Raw genomic sequence first — 21405 nt, forward strand, 5'->3', positions numbered from 1 at the left:
GGGTACTAATGAAAAAAGCAATGTTAACATTAGTGTTCGGTTCAGCAATTTTCTTAGCAGCTTGTGGAGGCGGAGATAAAGAGGCAACTAACAATGAAGGTGCCACTGCTCCAGATGGAGAAGCTATCGCAATGAAATCATGTGTGACATGTCATGGTGGCGAGCTACAAGGTGCCAATGGACCAGCATTAAACGATGTAGGTTCTCGTTTATCAGAATCGGAAATTTTAGATATTATTAATAATGGTAAAGGTGGCATGCCTGGAGGAATTGTAAAAGGCGCAGATGCTGAAGCAGTTGCTAAATGGTTAGCTACTAAAAAATAATACTTCAAAAACTAGCGGACTGGAGAGCCGCTAGTTTTTTTTGTGAAGAGTAAATACATTTCTTTTATACATAGACATGCTAAAATAAGGAGAACCTTATCCATTGATTGGAGGCTTTTTCATTGGTCGTAGTATTAACGAGAGATGTTATGGAGAAATTTAAGTTAGAGTTATTAGCAGGTGAGGAAGGAATCGGCAGAACAATTGTGACAAGTGATATTTCAAGACCAGGACTTGAAATGGCAGGGTATTTTACACATTATCCAGCCAATAGAGTACAATTGCTTGGCAAAACAGAGCTGTCGTTTTTTGAAATGTTACCAACAGATATCAAGCTTGAGCGGATGCGCTTACTTTGTTCTCAGGATACACCTGCAATTATAATTTCTCGGGATTTAGAAGTACCTGAGGAGCTGATTCAAGCTTCCAACGAAAAGCATGTTCCAGTTTTTAAAACACATATGACAACAACCAAGTTTTCAAGTAGATTGACGAACTATTTAGAGGGTCGTTTAGCACCAATGACAGCTGCACATGGTGTCCTTGTTGATGTGTATGGCATTGGTATACTGATTATTGGTAAAAGTGGCGTAGGTAAAAGTGAAACAGCTCTTGAGCTTGTCAAAAAAGGTCACCGTTTAGTAGCCGACGATTGTGTTGAGATTCGACAAGAATCAGAAAATTTATTAATTGGTAGTCCACCTCCTCTTTTAGAGCATTTACTGGAAATACGAGGCATCGGCATTATTGATATTATGACACTATTTGGTGCAAGTGCAGTCCGCCCGTATAAACGTATTACACTTATTATTGAGCTGGAAATTTGGGACCCTCAAAAAGTGTATGATCGATTAGGCTTAGAAGAAGAAAAGATGAAAATCATTGATACGGAATTGACGAAATTAACAATTCCTGTAAGGCCAGGACGAAATGTATCTGTAATTATCGAAGTGGCAGCGATGAATTATCGATTGAAGAAAATGGGTGTAAATGCGGCTGAAGAATTTTCAAGACGTTTAGATGAAGTTATTTCGTCAAACGATGTATTAGATGATTAAAAGTTAACCGTTCTTTGGTAACAGATAGTTGGAGAGGAGCAAAAGATGGATTTATTACTTTTACAAATTAACCCGATTGCCTTTCACTTAGGGCCAATTCCAGTCCGTTGGTATGGATTGCTCATCGTATCGGGTATTATTTTAGCGTATGTGGTGGGCCAACGAGAGGCTGTAAAACGAGGATTGCCTGAAGATTTTTTGGCAGACTTATTATTGTGGGCGGTTCCGATTTCCATCATTTGTGCGCGCATTTATTATGTATCAATGCGCTGGGATTACTATAGTGAAAATCCAGGTAAAATCATTGAGATATGGAATGGCGGTATTGCTATACACGGTGCGTTAATAGGTGCATTTGTGACGGCTTACATATTTACTCGTATTAAAAATGTAAGCTTTTTACGAGTAGCGGATATTGCAGCGCCTAGTATTTTAATTGGACAAATTATCGGTCGCTGGGGCAACTTTATGAATCAAGAGGCTTATGGTGGTCCTGTATCAAAGGAATTTTTAGAAAATTTAATGTTACCAGATTGGATTATCAATCAAATGTATATTGAAGAATTAGGTACTTATGTACATCCTACGTTTTTGTATGAATCCGTGTGGAATCTAATAGGGCTCATTATCTTACTAGTATTACGTAAGGTAAATTTAAATCGTGGGGAAATTTTCTTCAGTTATTTAATTTGGTATTCTATTGGTCGTTTCTTCATTGAAGGCATGCGTACAGATAGTCTTTACCTAGTTGGTGATTTACGCTCAGCACAGATTGTATCTATTATAAGTATTGTAGTAGGTCTTGGGGCCATTATTTATCGTAGAATAAAGGTTAAACCAGCCATGAAATACTTAGATAATAAATAAGGGGATGTAACATATGGCTGTAAAGGCACTACTATTTGATTTTGATGGAACTTTACTGAATACAAATGAATTAATCATTCAAACATTTATGCATGTTTTAAATGAGAGATTTCCCGGGCAATTTTCGCCAAAAGATTGCTTGAAATTCATTGGTCCATCCCTCAAGCAGACATTTAATGACATTGCACCAGGTGAAGAGGAAGCTTTAATAGCCAAATATCGAGCTTGGAATTTAGAGCATCATGATGAACTTGTTAGTCAATACCCTGATGTTGTTTCGACATTAGAGCAATTAAAAGCGCAAGGAATATTATTGGCGATTGTTTCGACAAAACGGAATGATACGATTGATCGCGGGCTATCTATCCTTGGAGCAACTCACCTATTTGATGTGCGTATTGGAACAGATAATGTGAAAAATGTGAAACCCGATCCTGAACCAGTATTACTTGCATTGGAACGTCTAGGTGTCGACAAAGCTGATGCCATTATGATTGGAGATAATTCGCATGATATAGAAGCCGGACATCGTGCAGGAGTCAGAGCAGCTGGTGTCGCTTGGGCGATTAAAGGCGAGGCGTACTTACAGCAGTATCAACCGGAATTTATTTTGCATCATATGACGGATTTATTGGATATTGTGAAAGAGGGGTAAGTTAGATGGCGCGTAAAACAGAACGTTACCGTGTCGAAGGGGCGAATTCTCTTTGGAAAATCTACGATACGGTGTCCTTTTGGAAGGTGATGAAGTGTTTCATTATCATTCAAATTGGACGCTTCACACCATTTTTACGTGTGAAAAACTGGCTTTATCGAACATTTTTAAGAATGACCATTGGTGAAAAAACATCATTAGCCTTAATGGTTATGCCAGACACTATGTATCCTGAACGTATTTTTATTGGAGATAATACAGTGATTGGCTTTAATACGACCATTTTAGCCCATGAATATTTAATAGAGGAATATCGTTTAGGGGATGTTCATATTGGTCATGAAGTAATGGTTGGTGCGAATTCTACCATTTTACCTGGTGTGACAATTGGAGATGGCGCCATTGTTTCGGCCGCTACTCTTGTACATAAGGATGTGCCGGCTGGTTGCCTAGCAGGAGGAAACCCGATGCAAATTATTTATACAGCAGAGCAAATGGCAGAGCGTAAGCGTCATGAAATTGTGCAATGGTGTACACCTAAAAAACAATAAACGTTCAATAAGTTTAAAAAGCTACTCCCAACAATTTTTGGGAGTAGCTTTTGTTTTTAGTATTATGAAGCCGATTTATGCGTGTACAGCATCATATTCTGATTTGAATTCACAATTACTATGATCGCCTAAGCAAGTTGATTCAACGAAAGTTGATTTGATTGCAGTACCATCAATATCTTCTGTTGTATGCAGTGTAATTTTATCACCAGGATAAAAATCTCCCTTACAAATACTAACGATCATTTGCTCACTAAGTTGTATGAATGGACATGCCATCATAAATCCCTCCAATGTGTATTATAACTGTTGTTTTATTTATTAATGCTATTCTATATGAAGGATTTTGAATTGTAAAAGTAAAAGTAGAATGAGAGTAATAATCATCGTAAATACTGATAGTATAGTAATTTTATTGATAATGAGATTGAGAATCATTTTAATTTTACATGGCTATTAAGTTATATTGATATAATTTTATAATGGGTCGTATTGAGAATAGATGATGGAGTTGTCGATATTTCAGTCCACTCGAGAATCATTATCAATTTTTTACAGACAAGTTAACAGCGTCCATGATTTGCTTGTCACATTTTAGACATATTCTCATTCTCAATCTTTAAGTTTGTAGATTTTCTTCAACTTGCCTCTTGCCTCTCTATATTATTCAAATGAAAAGTAAATTAAAGATTTAGATAATTAAGGGGAATTGCGTTGACTGTTGAAAAGAAATAAGTTAGAATTCTTTCATAATCTAATTCTCTAATACTCTAGTGAATTAAAGTGAATGTGAGGAAGTGTTCATATGTCGTCAATAAAAATGTTTGAAAAACCACTTGGAATGCGTGATACATTTCCGCAGATCTTTGAAAAAGTTGAAGCAGTAAGACAGACTGGCAAAGATTTCTTATGTAAAAGAGGATATGAGTTTATCAAAACGCCAGCTGTTGAATATTTTGATACAGTCGGAAAAGCTTCCGCGATCGCTGATACTCATTTATTTAAACTTGTGGATAGTCAAGGAAATACATTAGTGCTACGACCGGATATGACGACCCCCATTGCTCGGGTGGCCACTTCAAAATTATTGAAAGAAATGATTCCTCAACGTTTAGCGTACTTCGCAAGTGTTTTTCGTGCACAAGAAGCAGAAGGTGGGAGACCAGCAGAATTCGATCAAATGGGCATTGAATTAATAGGCGACCAATCCGTATTTGCTGATGCAGAAGTCATAGTGACAGCAATGGAGCTTTTGAAACACTTACAATTAGTAGCGTTTAAAGTGACGATTGGGCATGCAGGAATCCTAAACTGCATTTTACAAGATTACACAGAGAGTATTGAACAGCAAGCTACACTCAGAACTTTACTTGTCCAGCGAAATTATGTTGGATTTGAAGAAGCGGTAGAGTCATTTAATTTACCGAAAGCTAAAGCGGATGCTCTTCTCCAGTTTATTGAAGAAGCAATGGATGTGAAGGATATTCGTGATATTGAACAATATGTTCGCAAAAATGATGCATTAGTATATATGCAACAGCTTGCTCAGCTATTGGAGATGGCTGACTTAGCTGATTATGTTACGTTTGATTTTACACTTTCGAGTCATATGAGTTACTACACAGGTATGCTTTTTGAAATATTTGCCTTAGGCAGTGGTTTTCCATTAGGAAATGGTGGCCGTTACGATGGATTGTTAGAGGTGTTTGGATCAAAAGCTGGTGCGACAGGCTTTAGCATTCGTGTCGATCGTTTATTGGAAACATTAAATGGACAATCAGAGGGGCAGCAAGAAGCAACTGTTGTGCTGTTTGAGGAAGAACAATTTGAGGCAGCTTTATTACAGGTAAACACATTACGAGGAGCAGGAAAATTTGCTACCTTACAGTTGCGTAGTAGCCTAGTCGATGAAGAAGCCTTTTTAGCACACTTTACTGAAGTAGTTGTAGTTGGACAGGAGGAAGTTGGCGGTGAATGAATTAACAATTGCAATGCCAAAGGGGCGAATCTTTGAAGAAGCCTACCAAATGCTATTAGAGGCAGGATTTAATTTACCAGAAGAGGTCGAAATGTCGCGTAAATTAATGATTGAAATACCAGAAGAGAAAATTCGTTTTATTTTATCAAAGCCAATGGATGTACCTGTTTACGTTGAACATGGTGTAGCGGATATCGGTATTGCTGGGAAGGATGTTTTGTTAGAGCAGCAGAGAGAGGTACATGAATTACTGGATTTAAAAATTAGTAATTGCTATATCGCATCAGCGGGTTTACCCCATACAGAGATGAATGAGATTGCTCCTAGAATTGCAACGAAATATCCGAATATTGCGATGAAATATTATAAAGGCATTGGGGAGCAAGTCGAAATCATTGAGCTTAATGGATCTATTGAATTAGCTCCTATGATTGGCTTAGCTGATCGAATTGTCGATATTGTTTCTACAGGACGCACATTAAAAGAGAACGGCTTAGTGGAATATGAATTTATTTCGGCTGTCTCATCTCGGTTAATTGCCAATCCAGTCAGTTATCGCATGAAAGGTGAGCGTATTATTGACCTTGTAAGGCGACTAAAGAAGTGTGTGAATGAACAATAAAGTAATCATATCTCGCTACATATGAGTAACTGAAGGGGTTTAATTGTATGAAAATAGCAAAACTAGCAAAGGGTATTTCCTTAAAAAGACCACTTGAAGGAGGAAATGAGGAACAGTTAACAGTTGTAAGACAGGTGCTAGCAGATGTCAGGACACAGGGAGACATAGCATTACGTGCCTATACAGAGCGGTGGGACGGATATATGCCTACAAGCTTGCAGGTCACAAAGGAAGAAATACAAAAAGCCGTAAATGATCTTGACCAACAACTCTATCAGGATTTGGCAGAAGCGGCCAAGAATATTCGCCTTTATCATGAACAACAGTCACGACACGGCTATCGCTTAGAGCTTGGAGACGGTTCTTGGCTAGGACAACGTGTAACAGCTCTAGATGCAGTAGGGTTATATGTTCCTGGCGGTACAGCAGCATACCCATCATCCGTGCTAATGAATGTGATTCCAGCACAGGTAGCTGGTGTGAAGCGAATCGTGATTGCTTCACCAGCAGGCCGCGATGGAAGACTACCAGCAGGTGTCCTAGTGGCGGCTCAGTTTTTAGGGATTGATGAAATCTATAAAATAGGTGGGGCACAAGCGATTGCTGCTCTTGCATATGGCACAGAGACCATCGCCCCAGTCGATAAAATTACAGGCCCAGGAAATATTTTTGTAGCCCTTGCTAAACGGGAGGTATTTGGAGAGGTTGCAATTGATATGATTGCGGGACCAAGCGAAATTGCAGTACTAGCTGATGACACTGCGTTTCCAGACGAAATTGCTGCAGATCTATTATCACAAGCAGAACATGACCCTTTAGCTTGTGCTATTCTCGTCACGACCTCAGAGCAATTGGCCAAAAAGGTAGCTGAAGAAGTTGAAAAGCAATTGGAGATTTTACCGCGTCAAGAAGTGGCCCGTGCTTCAATCGAAAATTTTGGGGTCATTTATGTAGCTGAAACAGTATCAGATGCAGTGGAAGCGATTAATTCATTAGCACCGGAGCATTTAGAGATTATGACAAATAATGCTGAGGCGATCGCTGAACAAATAAGGCATGCAGGTGGTATTTTTATTGGTCGTTATAGTTCAGAGCCTGTTGGTGATTATTTTGCGGGGACCAATCATGTGTTACCAACCAATAGTACAGCACGTTTTGCTAGTGGCTTAAACGTAGATGATTTTGTGAAAAAATCAAGTATTGTTTATTACAGTGAAAAAACTTGGCAAGACAATGCACCAAAAATTGCCCGTCTCGCACGTATGGAAGGTTTAGAGGGGCATGCACGTGCGGTGGAATCTCGCGGATGGAAGAAGGAATAATACAATGACGGAAAAGAAACGATTTGCACAAGTAGAGCGAACAACTAATGAAACGCAAATTTCAATAGCTATCAATTTAGATGGTGAAGGGAAGGCAAACATTAAAACAGGCGTAGGTTTTATGGACCATATGCTGGATTTATTTATCAAGCATGGTCTTTTTGACGGGACCATCCATGCGAATGGGGATACCTATATCGATGATCACCATACTACGGAGGATCTTGGCATTGTGTTAGGGCAAGCAATTCGAGAAGCACTTGGCGATAAGAAGGGCATTAAACGCTATGGAACGGCATTTGTGCCAATGGATGATGCACTTGCGCAGGTGGTGGTTGATTGCTCGAATCGTCCACACTTAGAATACCGTGTGCCCGCTTTAAAAGAAAAGGTGGGAACTTTTGATACAGAATTAGTGCATGAGTTTTTGTGGAAATTTGCCTTGGAAGCACGAATGAATGTACATGTGATTGTACCCTATGGACATAATACGCACCATATCATTGAGGCGATTTTTAAAGCATTAGCTAGAGCGATTGATGCTGCCGTAGAAATTGATCCACGTGTTAAAGGAGTACCATCGACTAAGGGGCTGTTAACGTGAAAATAGGTGTGATTGATTATGGTATGGGGAATTTATTTAGCGTGTTACAAGCATTAAATCGACTGGGCTGTGAGGTGGTTGTGACAGCTGATGAACAGAAGCTAGATGCTACAGATGCATTACTATTACCAGGAGTTGGGGCATTCCCGGATGCTAGAAAGCGTTTAGCAGAGACTAAATTAGATCGTTATCTAATAAAAGCCCAAAGCCAAAATCGCCCTCTTTTAGGCATTTGTTTAGGGATGCAATTATTATTTGAACAAAGTGATGAGGTCACATCAACAAATGGCTTAGGTTTCTTTAAAGGACAAATTAAGCGATTTAGTGGAACAAATGAGGGGCGGGCATATCGAGTGCCACATATGGGCTGGAACCAATTGGTGATGGCGAATCGTCCTGCTTGGTTAGAAAATAGTGCCCCTGCAAAGCATGTCTATTTCGTTCATTCGTTTTATGCCACTCATATTGAGGAGTCTGAGCTTGTTGCTTATGCAGACTATTGTGGCGTACGAGTTCCCGGTATTGTAACGAAAGGTTCCGTGACAGGGATGCAATTTCACCCTGAAAAATCAGGTGAGCTGGGCGTATATTTATTGGAGCAATGGCTGAAAGGTGTGAAAGCATGCTAACGAAACGAATTATTCCCTGTCTAGATGTCAAGGAGGGCCGTGTTGTAAAAGGGATACAATTTGTATCCATTCGTGATGCTGGTGACCCAGTGGAACTAGCAAAATTCTATGATGAACAAGGGGCAGATGAGCTCGTATTTTTAGATATATCTGCTTCACATGAAGGTCGCGAAACAATGATAGATGTAGTTCGACAAAGTGCAGCCACATTAGCGATTCCTTTTACAGTTGGTGGAGGTATTCGGACGTTGGATGATATGAAGCGTATTTTACGCGCTGGTGCGGATAAAGTTTCTGTTAATACTTCCGCTTTAGAGCGTCCTGCCCTTATTCAAGAAGGCTCCGATTTCTTTGGTGCCCAATGCATCGTTGTGGCCATCGATGCTCGCTATAGTGAAGAGGACGGTACATGGATGGTTTATACCCATGGTGGGCGCAACAAAACTACTTGGTCAGCTATTGACTGGGCAAAGGAAGCGGTGCGCTTAGGAGCAGGTGAGATTTTATTAACTAGTATGAATCAAGATGGAGAAAAATCTGGCTTTGATTTGGGATTAACAAAAGCGGTACGAGAGGCTGTGACAGTCCCTGTTATTGCAAGTGGTGGGGCAGGAAATGCCGAACATTTTTACGAAGTATTAGCAGAAGAAGTTGATGCAGATGCAGCACTTGCAGCTTCCATCTTCCATTATAAAGAAACAAGCGTAGCCCAAGTGAAAGAATACTTACGGGAAAAAGGAGTGGCAGTACGATGATAGAACGTATTCGATTTGATGAGAAAGGTCTTGTACCGGCAGTTGTACAGGATGCCAATACGAAAGAAGTACTAACAGTGGCTTATATGAATAAAGAGTCATTAGTTAAAACGATAGAATCAGGTGAAACTTGGTTTTATTCTCGTTCACGTCAAGAGCTTTGGCATAAGGGCGCGACAAGTGGTCATACACAAAAGGTTGTCACCATTAAAACAGACTGCGATCAAGATGCATTAGTTGTGGAGGTTTTACCAGATGGTCCAGCCTGTCATAATGGTACAACTTCTTGCTTTACAGAGGTGGTACAGCAAAATGCTGAAGTCGGCTCTGTAGAAATGATTGCAAAACTTGTAAGTGTTATTGAAAAGCGAGAACAGGAAATGCCTGTAGGAGCTTATACTACATATCTATTTGACAAGGGTATCGATAAAATCTGTAAAAAGGTTGGGGAGGAAGCGACAGAGGTTGTTATTGGGGCCAAAAATCGGGATGCAGAAGAAGTAAAGTGGGAGGCTGCTGATTTAATTTATCACCTACTAGTATTACTGCAAGAACAAAAGGTAAGTATATATGATGTTCTTCATGTGTTGAAAAAACGTCACGAGGAGAAATAACAGCATATTATTAATTGTATGGTATAATAGGGTTTACTGTGTAAAGGAACGTTTAATACGTTCCTTATTTCTTGTTTCGGAGGAAATATATTGGAAAAGAAACGTCAAAATAAGAACCAATCAAATATAGTGTCGTTCATTCCAACAGGCGACTATTATTATAAAAAATCAATTCAAGCTATGAACAGTGGACAAATGAATAAAGCCTATAAATATTTGCAGCGTGCAGTTGATCTTAGCCCAGATGATCCTATGATAATCTTGCAGCTTGCTATTGTAGAGTTAGAAGGTCAACGTTTTGAAGAAGCGTATGATCTGCTTCGTCGTTCCTATCAAATTGACCCCGATAATCCGGAAATTATTTTTTACATGGCGGAAGTGTCGGGTTGTGTAGGCATCATGCAGGATGCAAAACGCTTTGCTGAAGAGTATTTGCAGCTAGAGCCTGAAGGTGCATATGCAGATGAAGCAGCAGAAATTTTAGAATTTGTCGCATTCGAGCAGGATGAATTTGAGGAGCTTGAAGGATCTGGTGAGGATTTATATCGTCAGGAACAGGCTCGCCGACATATGGAGAAGGGCGACTTTCCTGAAGCTATTACTATTTTAGAAGATTTAATTGAAGATCGACCAGCCTTTTGGTCGGCCTATAATAATCTTGCACTTGCTTATTTTTATGTTGGAGAAGAGGAACAGGCGAAGGCTCTCTTACATACAGTACTACGTGAAAATAAGGGAAACTTACATGCACTTTGTAACTTAACGGTGATTGCGTATTACGAAAAGAATGAAGAAGATTTGCAAGAGCTATTAAATATCCTTGTTAAAATTCAGCCATATACATGGGAGCATCGTTATAAACTAGGTGCTACATTAGCTTTAATAGGGCAATATGAATTAGCCTATAAATGGTTGCGCAGTATGCAAAAAAGAGGCTATGTAGGCGACGCAGGTTTTTATTTCTGGTTATCCCATGCTGCTTATTTTTCAGGGCATGAGGAAGTTTCTAAAAGTGCTTGGGGTCAACTGCTAGAGGTAGACCCAGATAAAGAGGGCTTTGAACCTTGGCGCCAACAAGACAACGAATTTGCACTGGATGCGTTGGAACATGATCGAAATTTTATTGTTGAAAAATTAGAAAGTAGCTATTCAAGTGAGCGTATCTTTGGCTTATTTTTATTGAAGGATACGGCTCATAAGCAAGAAATAATCGCCCATCCTAAATGGGTCAATATCGAGCAATTCGGTGCGTTTGAGAAATTGTTTTTAGCCTATGCACTTGGTCATGAATTTGATAAGAAAAACAAAGTAGAGGCCAGCTTTTTACGTGCTGTAAATGTGCCGGAAATTTTATTAGAGCAGTATGGCAAATTATCATCATTGATTGTACCTATGTTTCAAATGTGGTTTGTCCTGTGTGAACAAGCTTTAATTCAAAATTATCGTTTTACAAATCCTGTAGCGATTGCAGGAGCAAATGATTATTTATTTAGATCTTCTCAAATGCTTAAGGTGACAAAAAAAGAAATAGCTCAACAATATGGAGTATCTGTTGCCACTTTATCGAAGTATATTGAAGAAATTTTAGCTTTTTTACCAGACAGTCATAATTAGTGTGTGAGCAACATAGTTGAATAACTTTATACTTTCACATACGATGAACATACTAACGTTATCAAGAATTTGCCCTGGCAACATTGCGTTTGAGTGTTACTCCTTGCTAGTTGCCAATGGTTTATCTTCATCCCCTCTATTGTAAGTTGGGATCATATGTAGGTGACGTTACACTTTCACTACTATTTGTTGAATGAAGATAAAAAGTATTCTGTTTAGGGGGAAGTATTTATGTCGGAAGAAAAAATTTATGATGTGGTCATTATTGGTGCAGGTCCTGCGGGGATGACTGCTGCTGTTTATACATCACGTGCTAATTTGGCAACGCTTATGATTGAACGAGGAATCCCTGGTGGACAAATGGCCAACACTGAAGAAGTAGAAAACTATCCTGGTTTCGATACAATTTTAGGACCTGAGCTTTCTACAAAAATGTTTGACCATGCTAAAAAATTCGGTGCTGAATATGCCTATGGCGATGTAACAGAAATCATCGACGGGGAAGAATTTAAAACAATTAAATCAGGTACAAAAGAATATAAAACACGTGCTATTATTATTACAACTGGTGCAGAGTATAAAAAAATGGGTGTGCCTGGTGAAAAAGAACTTGGCGGCCGTGGTGTCAGCTACTGTGCAGTTTGTGATGGCGCGTTCTTTAAACAAAAAAATCTTGTAGTTGTTGGCGGAGGAGATTCAGCTGTAGAAGAGGGCGTATATTTAACACGCTTTGCTGATAAAGTAACAATTGTCCACCGTCGTGATAAATTACGTGCACAAAAAATCCTCCAAGATCGTGCATTTGCAAATGACAAAATTGATTTCATTTGGAATGCTACAGTAAAAGAAATTAATGAAGCTAATGGTAAAGTGGGTAGTGTTACACTACAATCAACTGTGGATGGAACTGAATCAGAGTTTACAACAGATGGTGTGTTTGTGTATATCGGTATGCTACCTTTAACAAAGCCATTTGAATCTTTAGGTATTTTAAATGATGCTGGTTATATTTTGACAAATGATAATATGGAAACAACAATTCCAGGAATCTTTGCAGCTGGAGATGTACGTGAAAAATCACTACGTCAAATTGTTACAGCAACTGGTGATGGCAGTATTGCAGCTCAAGCTGTACAGCATTATGTAGAAGAGCTATTAGAGAAAATTAATGCATAACTTGGCTATTTTAAGGAAAAAAATACAATTTTAATGTGGTTTTAATATTGTTGTAACTTGAATGACATATAAAAGGTGTATGATTAAAAGTGTAATTAGCAATCCCCCTTTTATTTTGTTTAGTAGGTTGTTTCCGCCTCAATTAGGTGGGAACAACCTACTTTTTTATTTGTATAGATCATGAAAAGAGCATGAGCTTTTTTTCAATAAATTCTTCGATAAAACTAAATTGTTAAATGTCTACGTATGAGAGTTGTAAATGAGGACAAATCTTGCTGTGTCTTGCTATAATGGAGAGTAGAATGCAAAAGTGATTAGAGGTGTGCCTATGCAAAGAATTGCAAATTTAATTGCCGTAAAAGACGGTAAAGTATTATTACTTCAGAAACCAAGACGAGGTTGGTACGTTGCTCCGGGTGGAAAAATGGAAAGCGGTGAGTCCATCTTTGAGGCTGCTATTCGTGAATTTCAGGAAGAGACAAATGTTATACCTTTACATGTACACCTAAAGGGTGTTTATACGATGGTCATTAAAGAAAATGATGAAGTTGTAGATGAATGGATGCTTTATACATTTGTTGCTAAGGATGTAGACGGTATACCGTTTGTAGAAACTAGAGAAGGTAAACTTGCATGGCACCCAGTAGAGGATTTAGCACATTTGCCAATGGCTGAAGGAGATCGCACTAATTTACAATTTGCTATTTCGCAATCAGGTATTCAGTATGGCACGTTTGACTATACAACGAATTTTGAATTACTTCATCAGAAAATACAAATATCAAAAGAACAATAAAGGAGTTGCATGACAGTGGTGGTTGAAGGCCAACAAAGTACACATGAATTGGTTATTATTACAGGAATGTCTGGAGCTGGGAAGACAGTAGCTATTCAAAGCTTTGAAGATTTAGGGTATTACTGTATTGATAATTTACCACCTGCGTTACTTACAACTTTTTTAACTCTGCTAAGAGATTCTGGAAAGAATAGTACACGTATTGCGGCAGTGATGGATATGCGTGGAGGTAACTTTTTTGATGCGCTTATTGGGGCGTTAGACCATATACTAAAAGAAGGCGACATTGTAGCTCGTATTTTATTTTTAGATGCAGATGATGCCACATTAGTAAGACGCTATAAAGAAACAAGAAGAGCCCATCCATTGGCAGTAAGTGGCTTACCTTTAGATGGTATAAAGCAAGAGCGAGCGCTTTTATCGGAAGTAAAAGGCCGTGCTAATTTTGTTTATAACACATCTAACATGAAACCAAAGCAATTACGTGAAAAGATCGTTAAAGAATTTGCCAGTGAAGCAGATACTATTTTTACCGTAAACATTATGTCTTTTGGCTTCAAGCATGGTATGCCAATTGATGCAGACTTAGTGTTCGATGTTCGTTTTCTTAAAAATCCGTATTATGTAGAAGAGCTACGCCCAAAGACGGGACTTCAAACAGAAGTTTCCTCCTATGTTTTAGCCTTGGAAGATACGCAAATACTTATACAAAAACTAACGGATTTGTTCGACTTTATGATTCCTCTTTATCGACAAGAAGGTAAATCACAACTCGTTATCGCTTTTGGTTGTACAGGTGGTCAGCATCGTTCAGTAACTTTAGCAGAGTTTTTTGGGGCTTATTTAGCCAACAAAGAGAATACGGTTATTACGCATCGTGATATTAATCGTAGAAAGGAATGAGTGAATGGGGAAAAAGCAAACAAAGCTTGTGGTAATTGGTGGTGGAACAGGACTATCTACATTACTTCGTGGGCTCAAGCACCATCCATTTGATATTACTGCTATTGTGACGGTAGCAGACGATGGCGGCTCTTCAGGGCGTTTACGAGATGATTATGATATTCCACCACCAGGTGATGTTCGTAATGTCATTGCGGCATTATCAGATATTGAACCGCTAGTGGAGCAAATGTTTCAATACCGTTTTTCAGCGTCAGAGGATTTACGTGGCCATTCCTTAGGGAACTTAATGCTAACAGCACTTACTGATATTACTGGTGATTTTAACCATGCTATAAGTGAGATGGGGAAGGTATTAAAAGTACATGGCCGTGTAATACCAGCAGCCAATAAAAAAATTAACTTACATGCTGTGTTAGAGGATGGTTCAATCATTGAAGGTGAATCAAAAGTCCCGACAGCGACAAAACGCATTGATCGCGTTTTTTTAGTACCCGAAAACGTGCAACCGTTACCAGAAGCTATTCGGGCAATTCAGCGTGCAGACTATATATTAATTGGCCCAGGAAGCTTATACACAAGTATTATTCCAAATCTCCTTGTCAAAGAGATTGGGGAAGCTGTTGTGAAAGCAAAAGGAAGAAAAATATATGTTTGTAATTTAATGACACAAAAAGGTGAAACCATTTCTTATACAGCAGGTGATCATGTATCGGCCATACATAAGCATGTTGGCGCATCCTTTATTGATTCGATTTTAGTTAATGATGAAGAATTGCCGAATCCAGTAAAAGAATTGTATAAAGAAGAAAGAGCAGAGCCAGTGACATTTGATGTGGCAAAGCTTGAAAGTATGGGATTAGAGGTTATAAGACGCGATATTGCTACAATTCGATCAGATGGTACGGTTCGACATAATGCTACGAATGTTGCAGAGTGGCTGGTAGATTATGCCGGTATTTATGATCGGTAAGAGAACCGATAATAGAAACATAAAGTGTTTATTGTATATGGTAAGATGAACATATACATAGAAATTATGATTGAAAGGGGGGCGTGATATGTCTTTTGCTTCTGAAACGAAAAAGGAATTAACCCAAATAGAAGCGGACAATCATTGTATGAAAGCAGAAGTTTCTGCCCTAATTCGTATGAATGGTTCATTATCCTTTGCGAATAAACAACTAAGCTTGGACGTGCAAACTGAAAACGCTGCAATTGCAAGAAGACTATATACGATTATGAAAAAATTGTATCCGTACAATGTGGAATTACTAGTTCGTAAGAAAATGCGATTGAAAAAAAATAACGTATATATTTGCCGTGTAAGAGAAGGAGCGCGCGAGCTGTTAATTGATTTAGAAATCATCTCAGACGACTTTCAATTTAATCATACGATCTCAAGAAAGCTCATTAAAAAAAATGGTCAAAAAAGAGCCTATTTAAGAGGTGCATTTTTGGCAGGAGGCTCTGTCAATAACCCAGAAACGTCCGCCTACCATTTAGAAATTTATTCTTTATATAAAGAACATGGTGAAGCATTGATGGATTTAATGAATGAATTTGAACTCAATGCCAAAACAATTGAACGCAAAAAAGGCTTTGTTACTTATTTAAAGGAAGCGGAAAAAATTTCTGATTTCCTTAATATTGTAGGCGCCCATCAGGCAATGATGAAATTTGAGGATGTTCGGATATTGCGAGACATGCGCAATAGTGTCAATCGTATTGTGAACTGTGAAACAGCCAATCTAAACAAAACAATTGGAGCAGCATTACGGCAGGTAGAGAATATTCGATTTATTGAAAATTCTATTGGACTTGACCAACTACCAGAAAAGCTTCGTGAAATTGCACGATTACGAGTAGAGTATCAAGATGTTACGTTAAAAGAACTTGGTGAAATGGTATCCAGTGGTACCGTCAGCAAATCAGGTGTCAACCATCGTTTAAGAAAAATAGACGAAATAGCAGATGCATTAAGACGCGGTGAAAAAATAGGTGGTTAAGTTTTCATACTTTTCAGGTATGAATGTCATGCGTAATCGCTTATTGTTCTTTTGCTAGTAAGTAAGGTAAGATAAAACTAATAGATGAACGGTAGTGAAGGGGAGTTTTGAGAATGATCGAGAGAAGAGTCCAGGTTAAATTAAAATTAGGACTACAAGCTAGACAAGCGGCACTATTTGTGCAGGAGGCCAATCGTTTCAGTGCGGATATCTTTCTAGAAAAAGATGAAAAAAAAGTGAATGCCAAATCGATAATGGGTGTCATGAGCTTAGCGGTTGCGAAAGGTACCGAAGTAACGTTAAGTAGTGAAGGCAATGATGCCGAGCAAGCGGTTACAGCATTAGCTGCAATTATTGAAAATGAAGATTAACAAACAAATAAAAATGCCTCTCAGAGTAATTTTCTGGGAGGCTTTTTAGTATTATTTATTATCCGTACTACGGTGCATAATGTGATCGATTAAACCATATTCTTTTGCACGTTCAGCTGTCATGAAGTTATCACGATCTGTGTCTCTTGCAATGACTTCAAGTGGTTGACCAGTGCGTTCAGATAAAATGCCGTTTAATTTTTCACGTAAGAATAAAATACGTTTAGCAGCAATTTCAATTTCTGTCGCTTGACCTTGTGCGCCACCTAGTGGTTGGTGAATCATTACTTCCGCATTTGGTAATGCAAAACGTTTACCAGGTTCACCCGCAGCAAGTAAGAAAGCTCCCATTGATGCAGCCATACCAATACAAATCGTTTGAACTTTTGGCTTAATAATTTGCATTGTGTCATAAATAGCCATACCAGCCGTAATTGATCCACCTGGCGAATTAATGTAAAGAGAAATGTCTTTGTCTGGATCTTCTGCTTGTAGGAAAAGTAGCTGTGCGACAATGGAGTTCGCCACATTGTCATCGATAGCACTTCCTAAAAGGATAATGCGGTCTTTAAGTAGACGTGAATAAATGTCATATGCACGCTCACCACGGCTTGTTTGTTCAATAACTGTAGGAATTAAATTCATGTTAAATCCTCCTTCAAAAAACTAAATTCGATTACCTTTGCTGAAATCTACATTGTTTATTTCAGCTGTAACCTTATCATACACATTATAGTCAGGGAAGGTCAAATATTAACCCTGCTAAAGTGAAATTAATTAAAATAAAAAAAATAAATTCTTTTTGCATTCTATGGTTGAATTATATGTGATACGTTTGTATAATAGGTAAGGTTATAAGTTTGAAAGTACAGGACACTATTTTGCAGGTATGCTTCAAAAGAGGATTATCTACATCATGCTTTTCGTAAGCCTAGGGTGAGTACTTTTTTTTTGTGTTTTTTGCCCTCGTGGTGTAATGGATAACACGTAAGATTCCGGTTCTTGCACTGGGGGTTCGATTCCCTCCGAGGGCGCCATTTTACTGAATATTGATATACTGTAATAGCTCAATCTCCTAATAAGTAGTTTAGCAGCCTGCTTAGTGGGGATAGAGAGGAAAAGTAATGGGAATACTGTCCTAGTTGGCATTATTCCCCTATTTATGCCTTTCAAACCTTCAAGAAAGCAACAACTCCAAATTATTTTTTAGTGAACATACTGTCCGTGAAGGCTAGTAATAGCCGAAAAAAGAATCCTTTCTGAGGGGATTCTTTTTTTTTGTTTAAATTTATCGAAATTTGACATCGCTTCTATTGTATATATATTAGTTTTAGGTTCGATATCTTGTTATTAATGCTTATTTTTTCTATATAAATGGTTTTACCATTAATTAATATGAAAAAATATTTAGTTTTATGCGAAAAGTTGTTGTGCAAATACTATAATATTAATATAATTGACCTAATAGTCTAACATTTCCGAATTGCGAAAAATAATACGCAGGATGGAAAATTATCGAAATAGGGGGAAATGCAATGAAAAAAACAGCTTGGATGTTACTTATGATGATAGCAGCGCTAACTTTAGCACTTGCAGGATGTGGCACAAAGGACAATGCCTCTTCTGGTAGCACACCTTCAGAAGGTGCGGATGGCAAGAAAGTATATAAAGTAGGTACAGAAGCAACTTTTGCACCGTTTGAATCTGTTGACGATAAAGGGAAAATTGTGGGGATTGATGTCGATATTTTAAAAGCAATTGCTGATGAAATGAATTTCGAAGTAGAGTGGAATAATATTGGTTGGGAACCCGTTTTCCAAACAATTAAAAACGGTGAAACACATATTGGTGCTTCAGGGATTACAATTACAGATGAGCGCAAAGAATCATTCGATTTTACTGAGCCATACTATGAATCTCAATTATTAATTGTTGTGAAAGAAGATTCAAAGATTAAATCATTAGATGAATTAAAAGACAAAAAGGTGTCCGTACAAATTAATGCTACTGGCCATATGGCAGCTAAAAAGCTACAAGGTGAAGCAAGTACAAATATTATGGCTTTTGAAAGTCAGCCAATCGCAATTCAAGAAATGCTAAATGGTAATGTTGATGCAGCTATTGGAGACAATGCGGTAGTATACGAATATATTAAAGCGCATCCAGATCAAAAAATTAAAGTCATTCAAGATGACGCATTCGAAAAAGAATATTATGGCTTTATGGTTCAAAAGGGGAATAAAGAGCTTTTAGATAAATTAAATGAAGGTCTGAAAAAGATTAAAGAAAACGGTAAATTAAAAGAAATTACAGGTACTGATTTCGAATAATATGGTAATGCCACTCGCCAAGCAGTATGCTAGCGACTCATTTAATTGATGTAACTTTAAAGGGGAAATGGGGTTTTCGGATGGACATCTTTGACCTACGCTGGGACATTGTCTGGAACTACCGAGATATGTTTATACGAGGTATTGGCGTAACACTTATTTTGACACTTAGTGGTTATTTTGGCGGTATTCTTTTAGGACTGTTTTTAGGACTAGGGAAATTATCAAGTAAAAAATGGATATATTGGCCATCAAAATTATATGTTGATTTATTCCGCGGAACACCAATGCTTGTTCAAATTTTATTAATACACTTAGCCGTTATTCCAACCATTTTTGGACATTCTTTAGGGTATATGGTTTCAGGGATTACCGCGCTTATTTTAAACTGTGCTGCTTACAATGCAGAAATTTTCCGTGCAGGTATCCAAAGTATTGCAAAGGGGCAAATGGAGGCCGCTCGTTCTCTTGGTCTTACACATAACCAAGCGATGCGTAAGGTTATTTTACCGCAGGCCTTTAGACGCATGATCCCGCCATTAGGGAATGAATTCATAGCATTATTAAAGGATTCCTCACTAGTAACAGTCATCGCTGCACCAGATATTCTATATGCTAGTAAAGTTGTTGCAGGTGCAAGCTTCCGTTTCTGGGAACCGTATATTGTTGCTGCATTACTATATTTAATATTAACGTATGGTGTAACGAAGATTGTTGCATTTATTGAGAAACGATTTAGCAATAGTTATGTCCCTCGTAAGGCAGAAGGGCGGGAAGCAAGATGATAAGAATTGAGAACCTACACAAATATTTTGGTAAGCTAGAAGTATTAAAAGGGATTGATTATGAAATCCAAGAAAAACAAGTTGTATGTGTCATTGGGCCTTCTGGTTCAGGAAAAAGTACTTTTTTACGTTGCATTAATATGCTAGAAGAAGTAACGGACGGTGCTATTTATATTGAAGATGTGAAGATCAATGATCCGAAAACGAATATCAATGAGATTCGAGCAGAGGTGGGAATGGTGTTTCAACAATTTAACTTATTCCCTCATATGAACGTCATCGATAATGTCACGATGGCTCCCATGCAAATTCGTAAAATGAGTCGTCCAGAAGCTGAAGAGCTTGGGCATGAGCTGTTAAAAAAGGTGGGTCTCGACAGTAAAGCCTATAATTATCCTGAACAGCTATCAGGTGGACAACAGCAGCGTGTAGCTATTGCACGTGCATTAGCAATGAAGCCAAAGGCCATTCTATTTGATGAGCCTACTTCAGCTCTTGATCCTGAAATGGTAAAAGAGGTGTTAGATGTAATGAAAAATCTAGCGGCTGAAGGGATGACAATGATTGTAGTCACACATGAAATGGGCTTTGCTCGTGAGGTTGGTGATCGAGTAGTCTTTATGGATGGTGGCTATATTGTGGAAGAGGGGTTGCCTGAGGAATTATTCGGAAACCCACAAAGTGAACGTACGAAAGCATTTTTAGGAAAAGTATTATAATGAGAAAAGGCAGTCCATGATGAGAATTCATCACCATGGACTGCCTTTTGATTTTTAATGAAGGGGATTAGAGGTTGTATCGTATGCATTAAGCATCGTTTGCATATCTTGTTGAGAGTACTGAGGCACTTGATAATAGCCATGTTTATTTTGGTAAATGGATAATTCATAGGCCATTTCAATGCAGTTGGGAATACTATCAGCAACAACACGACGAACAACAGGGTTTGTCGTTTCTGTTGCAGCAGCCGTCATACATTTTGCTGCTCCCTTTTGAGCGCCTAGTAAGAAACCAGAAATGGCTTCATCATTAATTTCATTAGCGTTTTGCATTGGTTTTTTTGGTTGGCCTGGAGTTAAGCCATATTTAAAGTCATTGCCTGTTTCCATTTGGTAACGTCCCGTAGGAACAGATGGATCATGACCTGTTTTAAAGGACTCAACAATCGTATTATACATACCCAATGTAAAATTATATTGGCGATCCAAAATGCTGAGTAATTCTTGATCCTTTACTTGTGGACGTAAAATGATCGCTTGGTTCATACCAGCGATAATTTCACCAATTGCTTCATGCATGTCCATCATTTCGTGTCCACCATGATTTAGACTATGTTGTTGATTGAAATTTGTTTGATTGGATGATGATTCATTGTAAAACGATTGTGACAAAAAAAACGCCTCCTCATATAATTTTTGATGCAGTATTTAGTATGTCAAG

At 38.3% G+C, this 21405-nt stretch carries 25 protein-coding genes and 1 tRNA gene; 23 read left to right on the top strand and 3 right to left on the bottom strand.

The annotated features are described in order from the left end of the window. Positions 1-8 precede the first annotated feature (8 nt). From cccB to AC1Q6O_RS16285, 5 genes are all read left to right on the top strand, one after another. A complete protein-coding gene (cccB, locus tag AC1Q6O_RS16265) occupies positions 9-326 on the top strand; it encodes a cytochrome c551 (RefSeq protein WP_008173280.1) in 318 nt (105 codons plus the stop codon). 122 nt (positions 327-448) lie between these two features. Beyond that, positions 449-1384, top strand: a complete 936-nt coding sequence (hprK, locus tag AC1Q6O_RS16270) for an HPr(Ser) kinase/phosphatase (RefSeq protein WP_025116542.1) — start codon at positions 449-451, stop codon at positions 1382-1384. A 45-nt stretch (positions 1385-1429) separates the two neighbouring features. Next, positions 1430-2251, top strand: coding sequence for a prolipoprotein diacylglyceryl transferase (gene lgt / locus AC1Q6O_RS16275; RefSeq protein WP_008173278.1), 822 nt, complete (start codon positions 1430-1432; stop codon positions 2249-2251). 13 nt (positions 2252-2264) lie between these two features. After that, the gene (ppaX, locus tag AC1Q6O_RS16280; RefSeq protein WP_008173275.1) at positions 2265-2906 is read left to right on the top strand and encodes a pyrophosphatase PpaX; all 642 of its coding nucleotides are present in this window, start codon (positions 2265-2267) and stop codon (positions 2904-2906) included. Between the two features lie 5 nt (positions 2907-2911). Continuing rightward, the gene (locus tag AC1Q6O_RS16285) at positions 2912-3457 is read left to right on the top strand and encodes an acyltransferase (protein WP_008173273.1); all 546 of its coding nucleotides are present in this window, start codon (positions 2912-2914) and stop codon (positions 3455-3457) included. Between the two features lie 75 nt (positions 3458-3532). On the opposite strand, the gene AC1Q6O_RS16290 is transcribed toward AC1Q6O_RS16285, so the two are convergent. Beyond that, positions 3533-3739: a hypothetical protein gene (locus tag AC1Q6O_RS16290; protein WP_492401708.1), complete on the bottom strand. Its 207-nt coding sequence runs from the start codon at positions 3737-3739 to the stop codon at positions 3533-3535. A 523-nt stretch (positions 3740-4262) separates the two neighbouring features. Between AC1Q6O_RS16290 and AC1Q6O_RS16295 the strand changes: the two genes are divergently transcribed. The 14 genes from AC1Q6O_RS16295 (at position 4263) to AC1Q6O_RS16360 (ending at position 16850) form a co-directional block, all read left to right on the top strand. Continuing rightward, positions 4263-5435, top strand: a complete 1173-nt coding sequence (locus tag AC1Q6O_RS16295; RefSeq protein WP_096364814.1) for an ATP phosphoribosyltransferase regulatory subunit — start codon at positions 4263-4265, stop codon at positions 5433-5435. Then, positions 5428-6057: an ATP phosphoribosyltransferase gene (gene hisG / locus AC1Q6O_RS16300; RefSeq protein ID WP_036120252.1), complete on the top strand. Its 630-nt coding sequence runs from the start codon at positions 5428-5430 to the stop codon at positions 6055-6057. The genes AC1Q6O_RS16295 and hisG overlap by 8 nt, the downstream gene beginning before the upstream one ends. A 47-nt stretch (positions 6058-6104) precedes the next feature. Next, positions 6105-7379 (top strand): histidinol dehydrogenase, encoded by a 1275-nt coding sequence (gene hisD, locus AC1Q6O_RS16305; protein WP_492401710.1) that lies wholly within the window; start codon positions 6105-6107, stop codon positions 7377-7379. Between the two features lie 4 nt (positions 7380-7383). Next, entirely contained in the window at positions 7384-7983 is a 600-nt protein-coding gene (hisB, locus tag AC1Q6O_RS16310) for an imidazoleglycerol-phosphate dehydratase HisB (protein ID WP_008173261.1), read from the top strand. After that, the gene (hisH, locus tag AC1Q6O_RS16315; RefSeq protein ID WP_492401713.1) at positions 7980-8612 is read left to right on the top strand and encodes an imidazole glycerol phosphate synthase subunit HisH; all 633 of its coding nucleotides are present in this window, start codon (positions 7980-7982) and stop codon (positions 8610-8612) included. Before hisB ends, hisH begins: the two co-directional genes overlap by 4 nt. Next, positions 8606-9367 (top strand): imidazole glycerol phosphate synthase subunit HisF, encoded by a 762-nt coding sequence (hisF, locus tag AC1Q6O_RS16320; RefSeq protein ID WP_090003048.1) that lies wholly within the window; start codon positions 8606-8608, stop codon positions 9365-9367. The genes hisH and hisF overlap by 7 nt, the downstream gene beginning before the upstream one ends. Next, the gene (hisIE, locus tag AC1Q6O_RS16325; RefSeq protein WP_089986254.1) at positions 9364-9981 is read left to right on the top strand and encodes a bifunctional phosphoribosyl-AMP cyclohydrolase/phosphoribosyl-ATP diphosphatase HisIE; all 618 of its coding nucleotides are present in this window, start codon (positions 9364-9366) and stop codon (positions 9979-9981) included. Before hisF ends, hisIE begins: the two co-directional genes overlap by 4 nt. Positions 9982-10071: 90 nt before the next feature. Then, positions 10072-11595 carry a tetratricopeptide repeat protein gene (locus tag AC1Q6O_RS16330; RefSeq protein WP_008173255.1) on the top strand — a complete coding sequence of 508 codons (1524 nt, stop codon included), beginning with the start codon at positions 10072-10074 and terminating at the stop codon, positions 11593-11595. A gap of 231 nt (positions 11596-11826) precedes the next feature. After that, the gene (gene trxB, locus AC1Q6O_RS16335; protein WP_008173253.1) at positions 11827-12771 is read left to right on the top strand and encodes a thioredoxin-disulfide reductase; all 945 of its coding nucleotides are present in this window, start codon (positions 11827-11829) and stop codon (positions 12769-12771) included. Between the two features lie 328 nt (positions 12772-13099). Next, a complete protein-coding gene (locus AC1Q6O_RS16340; protein ID WP_008173251.1) occupies positions 13100-13567 on the top strand; it encodes an NUDIX hydrolase in 468 nt (155 codons plus the stop codon). Positions 13568-13576: 9 nt separating this feature from the next. After that, positions 13577-14470, top strand: coding sequence for an RNase adapter RapZ (gene rapZ / locus AC1Q6O_RS16345; protein WP_008173248.1), 894 nt, complete (start codon positions 13577-13579; stop codon positions 14468-14470). A gap of 4 nt (positions 14471-14474) precedes the next feature. Further along, on the top strand, positions 14475-15443 hold the full coding sequence (locus AC1Q6O_RS16350; RefSeq protein WP_008173246.1) for a gluconeogenesis factor YvcK family protein: 969 nt from the start codon (positions 14475-14477) through the stop codon (positions 15441-15443). 88 nt (positions 15444-15531) lie between these two features. Next, on the top strand, positions 15532-16479 hold the full coding sequence (gene whiA / locus AC1Q6O_RS16355; protein ID WP_008173244.1) for a DNA-binding protein WhiA: 948 nt from the start codon (positions 15532-15534) through the stop codon (positions 16477-16479). Positions 16480-16592: 113 nt separating this feature from the next. Then, the gene (locus tag AC1Q6O_RS16360) at positions 16593-16850 is read left to right on the top strand and encodes an HPr family phosphocarrier protein (RefSeq protein ID WP_008173242.1); all 258 of its coding nucleotides are present in this window, start codon (positions 16593-16595) and stop codon (positions 16848-16850) included. 51 nt (positions 16851-16901) lie between these two features. On the opposite strand, the gene clpP is transcribed toward AC1Q6O_RS16360, so the two are convergent. After that, entirely contained in the window at positions 16902-17495 is a 594-nt protein-coding gene (gene clpP / locus AC1Q6O_RS16365) for an ATP-dependent Clp endopeptidase proteolytic subunit ClpP (RefSeq protein ID WP_008173241.1), read from the bottom strand. Between the two features lie 317 nt (positions 17496-17812). On the opposite strand from clpP, the gene AC1Q6O_RS16370 reads away from it, so the two are divergent. From AC1Q6O_RS16370 to AC1Q6O_RS16385, 4 genes are all read left to right on the top strand, one after another. After that, positions 17813-17887, top strand: a tRNA-Arg gene (locus tag AC1Q6O_RS16370). Between the two features lie 498 nt (positions 17888-18385). Then, positions 18386-19180: a basic amino acid ABC transporter substrate-binding protein gene (locus AC1Q6O_RS16375; protein ID WP_089986253.1), complete on the top strand. Its 795-nt coding sequence runs from the start codon at positions 18386-18388 to the stop codon at positions 19178-19180. 80 nt (positions 19181-19260) lie between these two features. After that, the gene (locus AC1Q6O_RS16380) at positions 19261-19965 is read left to right on the top strand and encodes an amino acid ABC transporter permease (RefSeq protein ID WP_036120219.1); all 705 of its coding nucleotides are present in this window, start codon (positions 19261-19263) and stop codon (positions 19963-19965) included. Next, positions 19962-20684 carry an amino acid ABC transporter ATP-binding protein gene (locus AC1Q6O_RS16385; protein ID WP_008173232.1) on the top strand — a complete coding sequence of 241 codons (723 nt, stop codon included), beginning with the start codon at positions 19962-19964 and terminating at the stop codon, positions 20682-20684. Before AC1Q6O_RS16380 ends, AC1Q6O_RS16385 begins: the two co-directional genes overlap by 4 nt. A gap of 54 nt (positions 20685-20738) precedes the next feature. Here the strand turns inward: AC1Q6O_RS16385 and AC1Q6O_RS16390 are convergent, their stop codons facing one another. Further along, positions 20739-21356 (bottom strand): spore coat protein, encoded by a 618-nt coding sequence (locus AC1Q6O_RS16390; protein ID WP_008173231.1) that lies wholly within the window; start codon positions 21354-21356, stop codon positions 20739-20741. Positions 21357-21405 lie beyond the last annotated feature (49 nt).

The organism is Lysinibacillus sp. GW823-FHT06C08 (assembly GCF_058795135.1).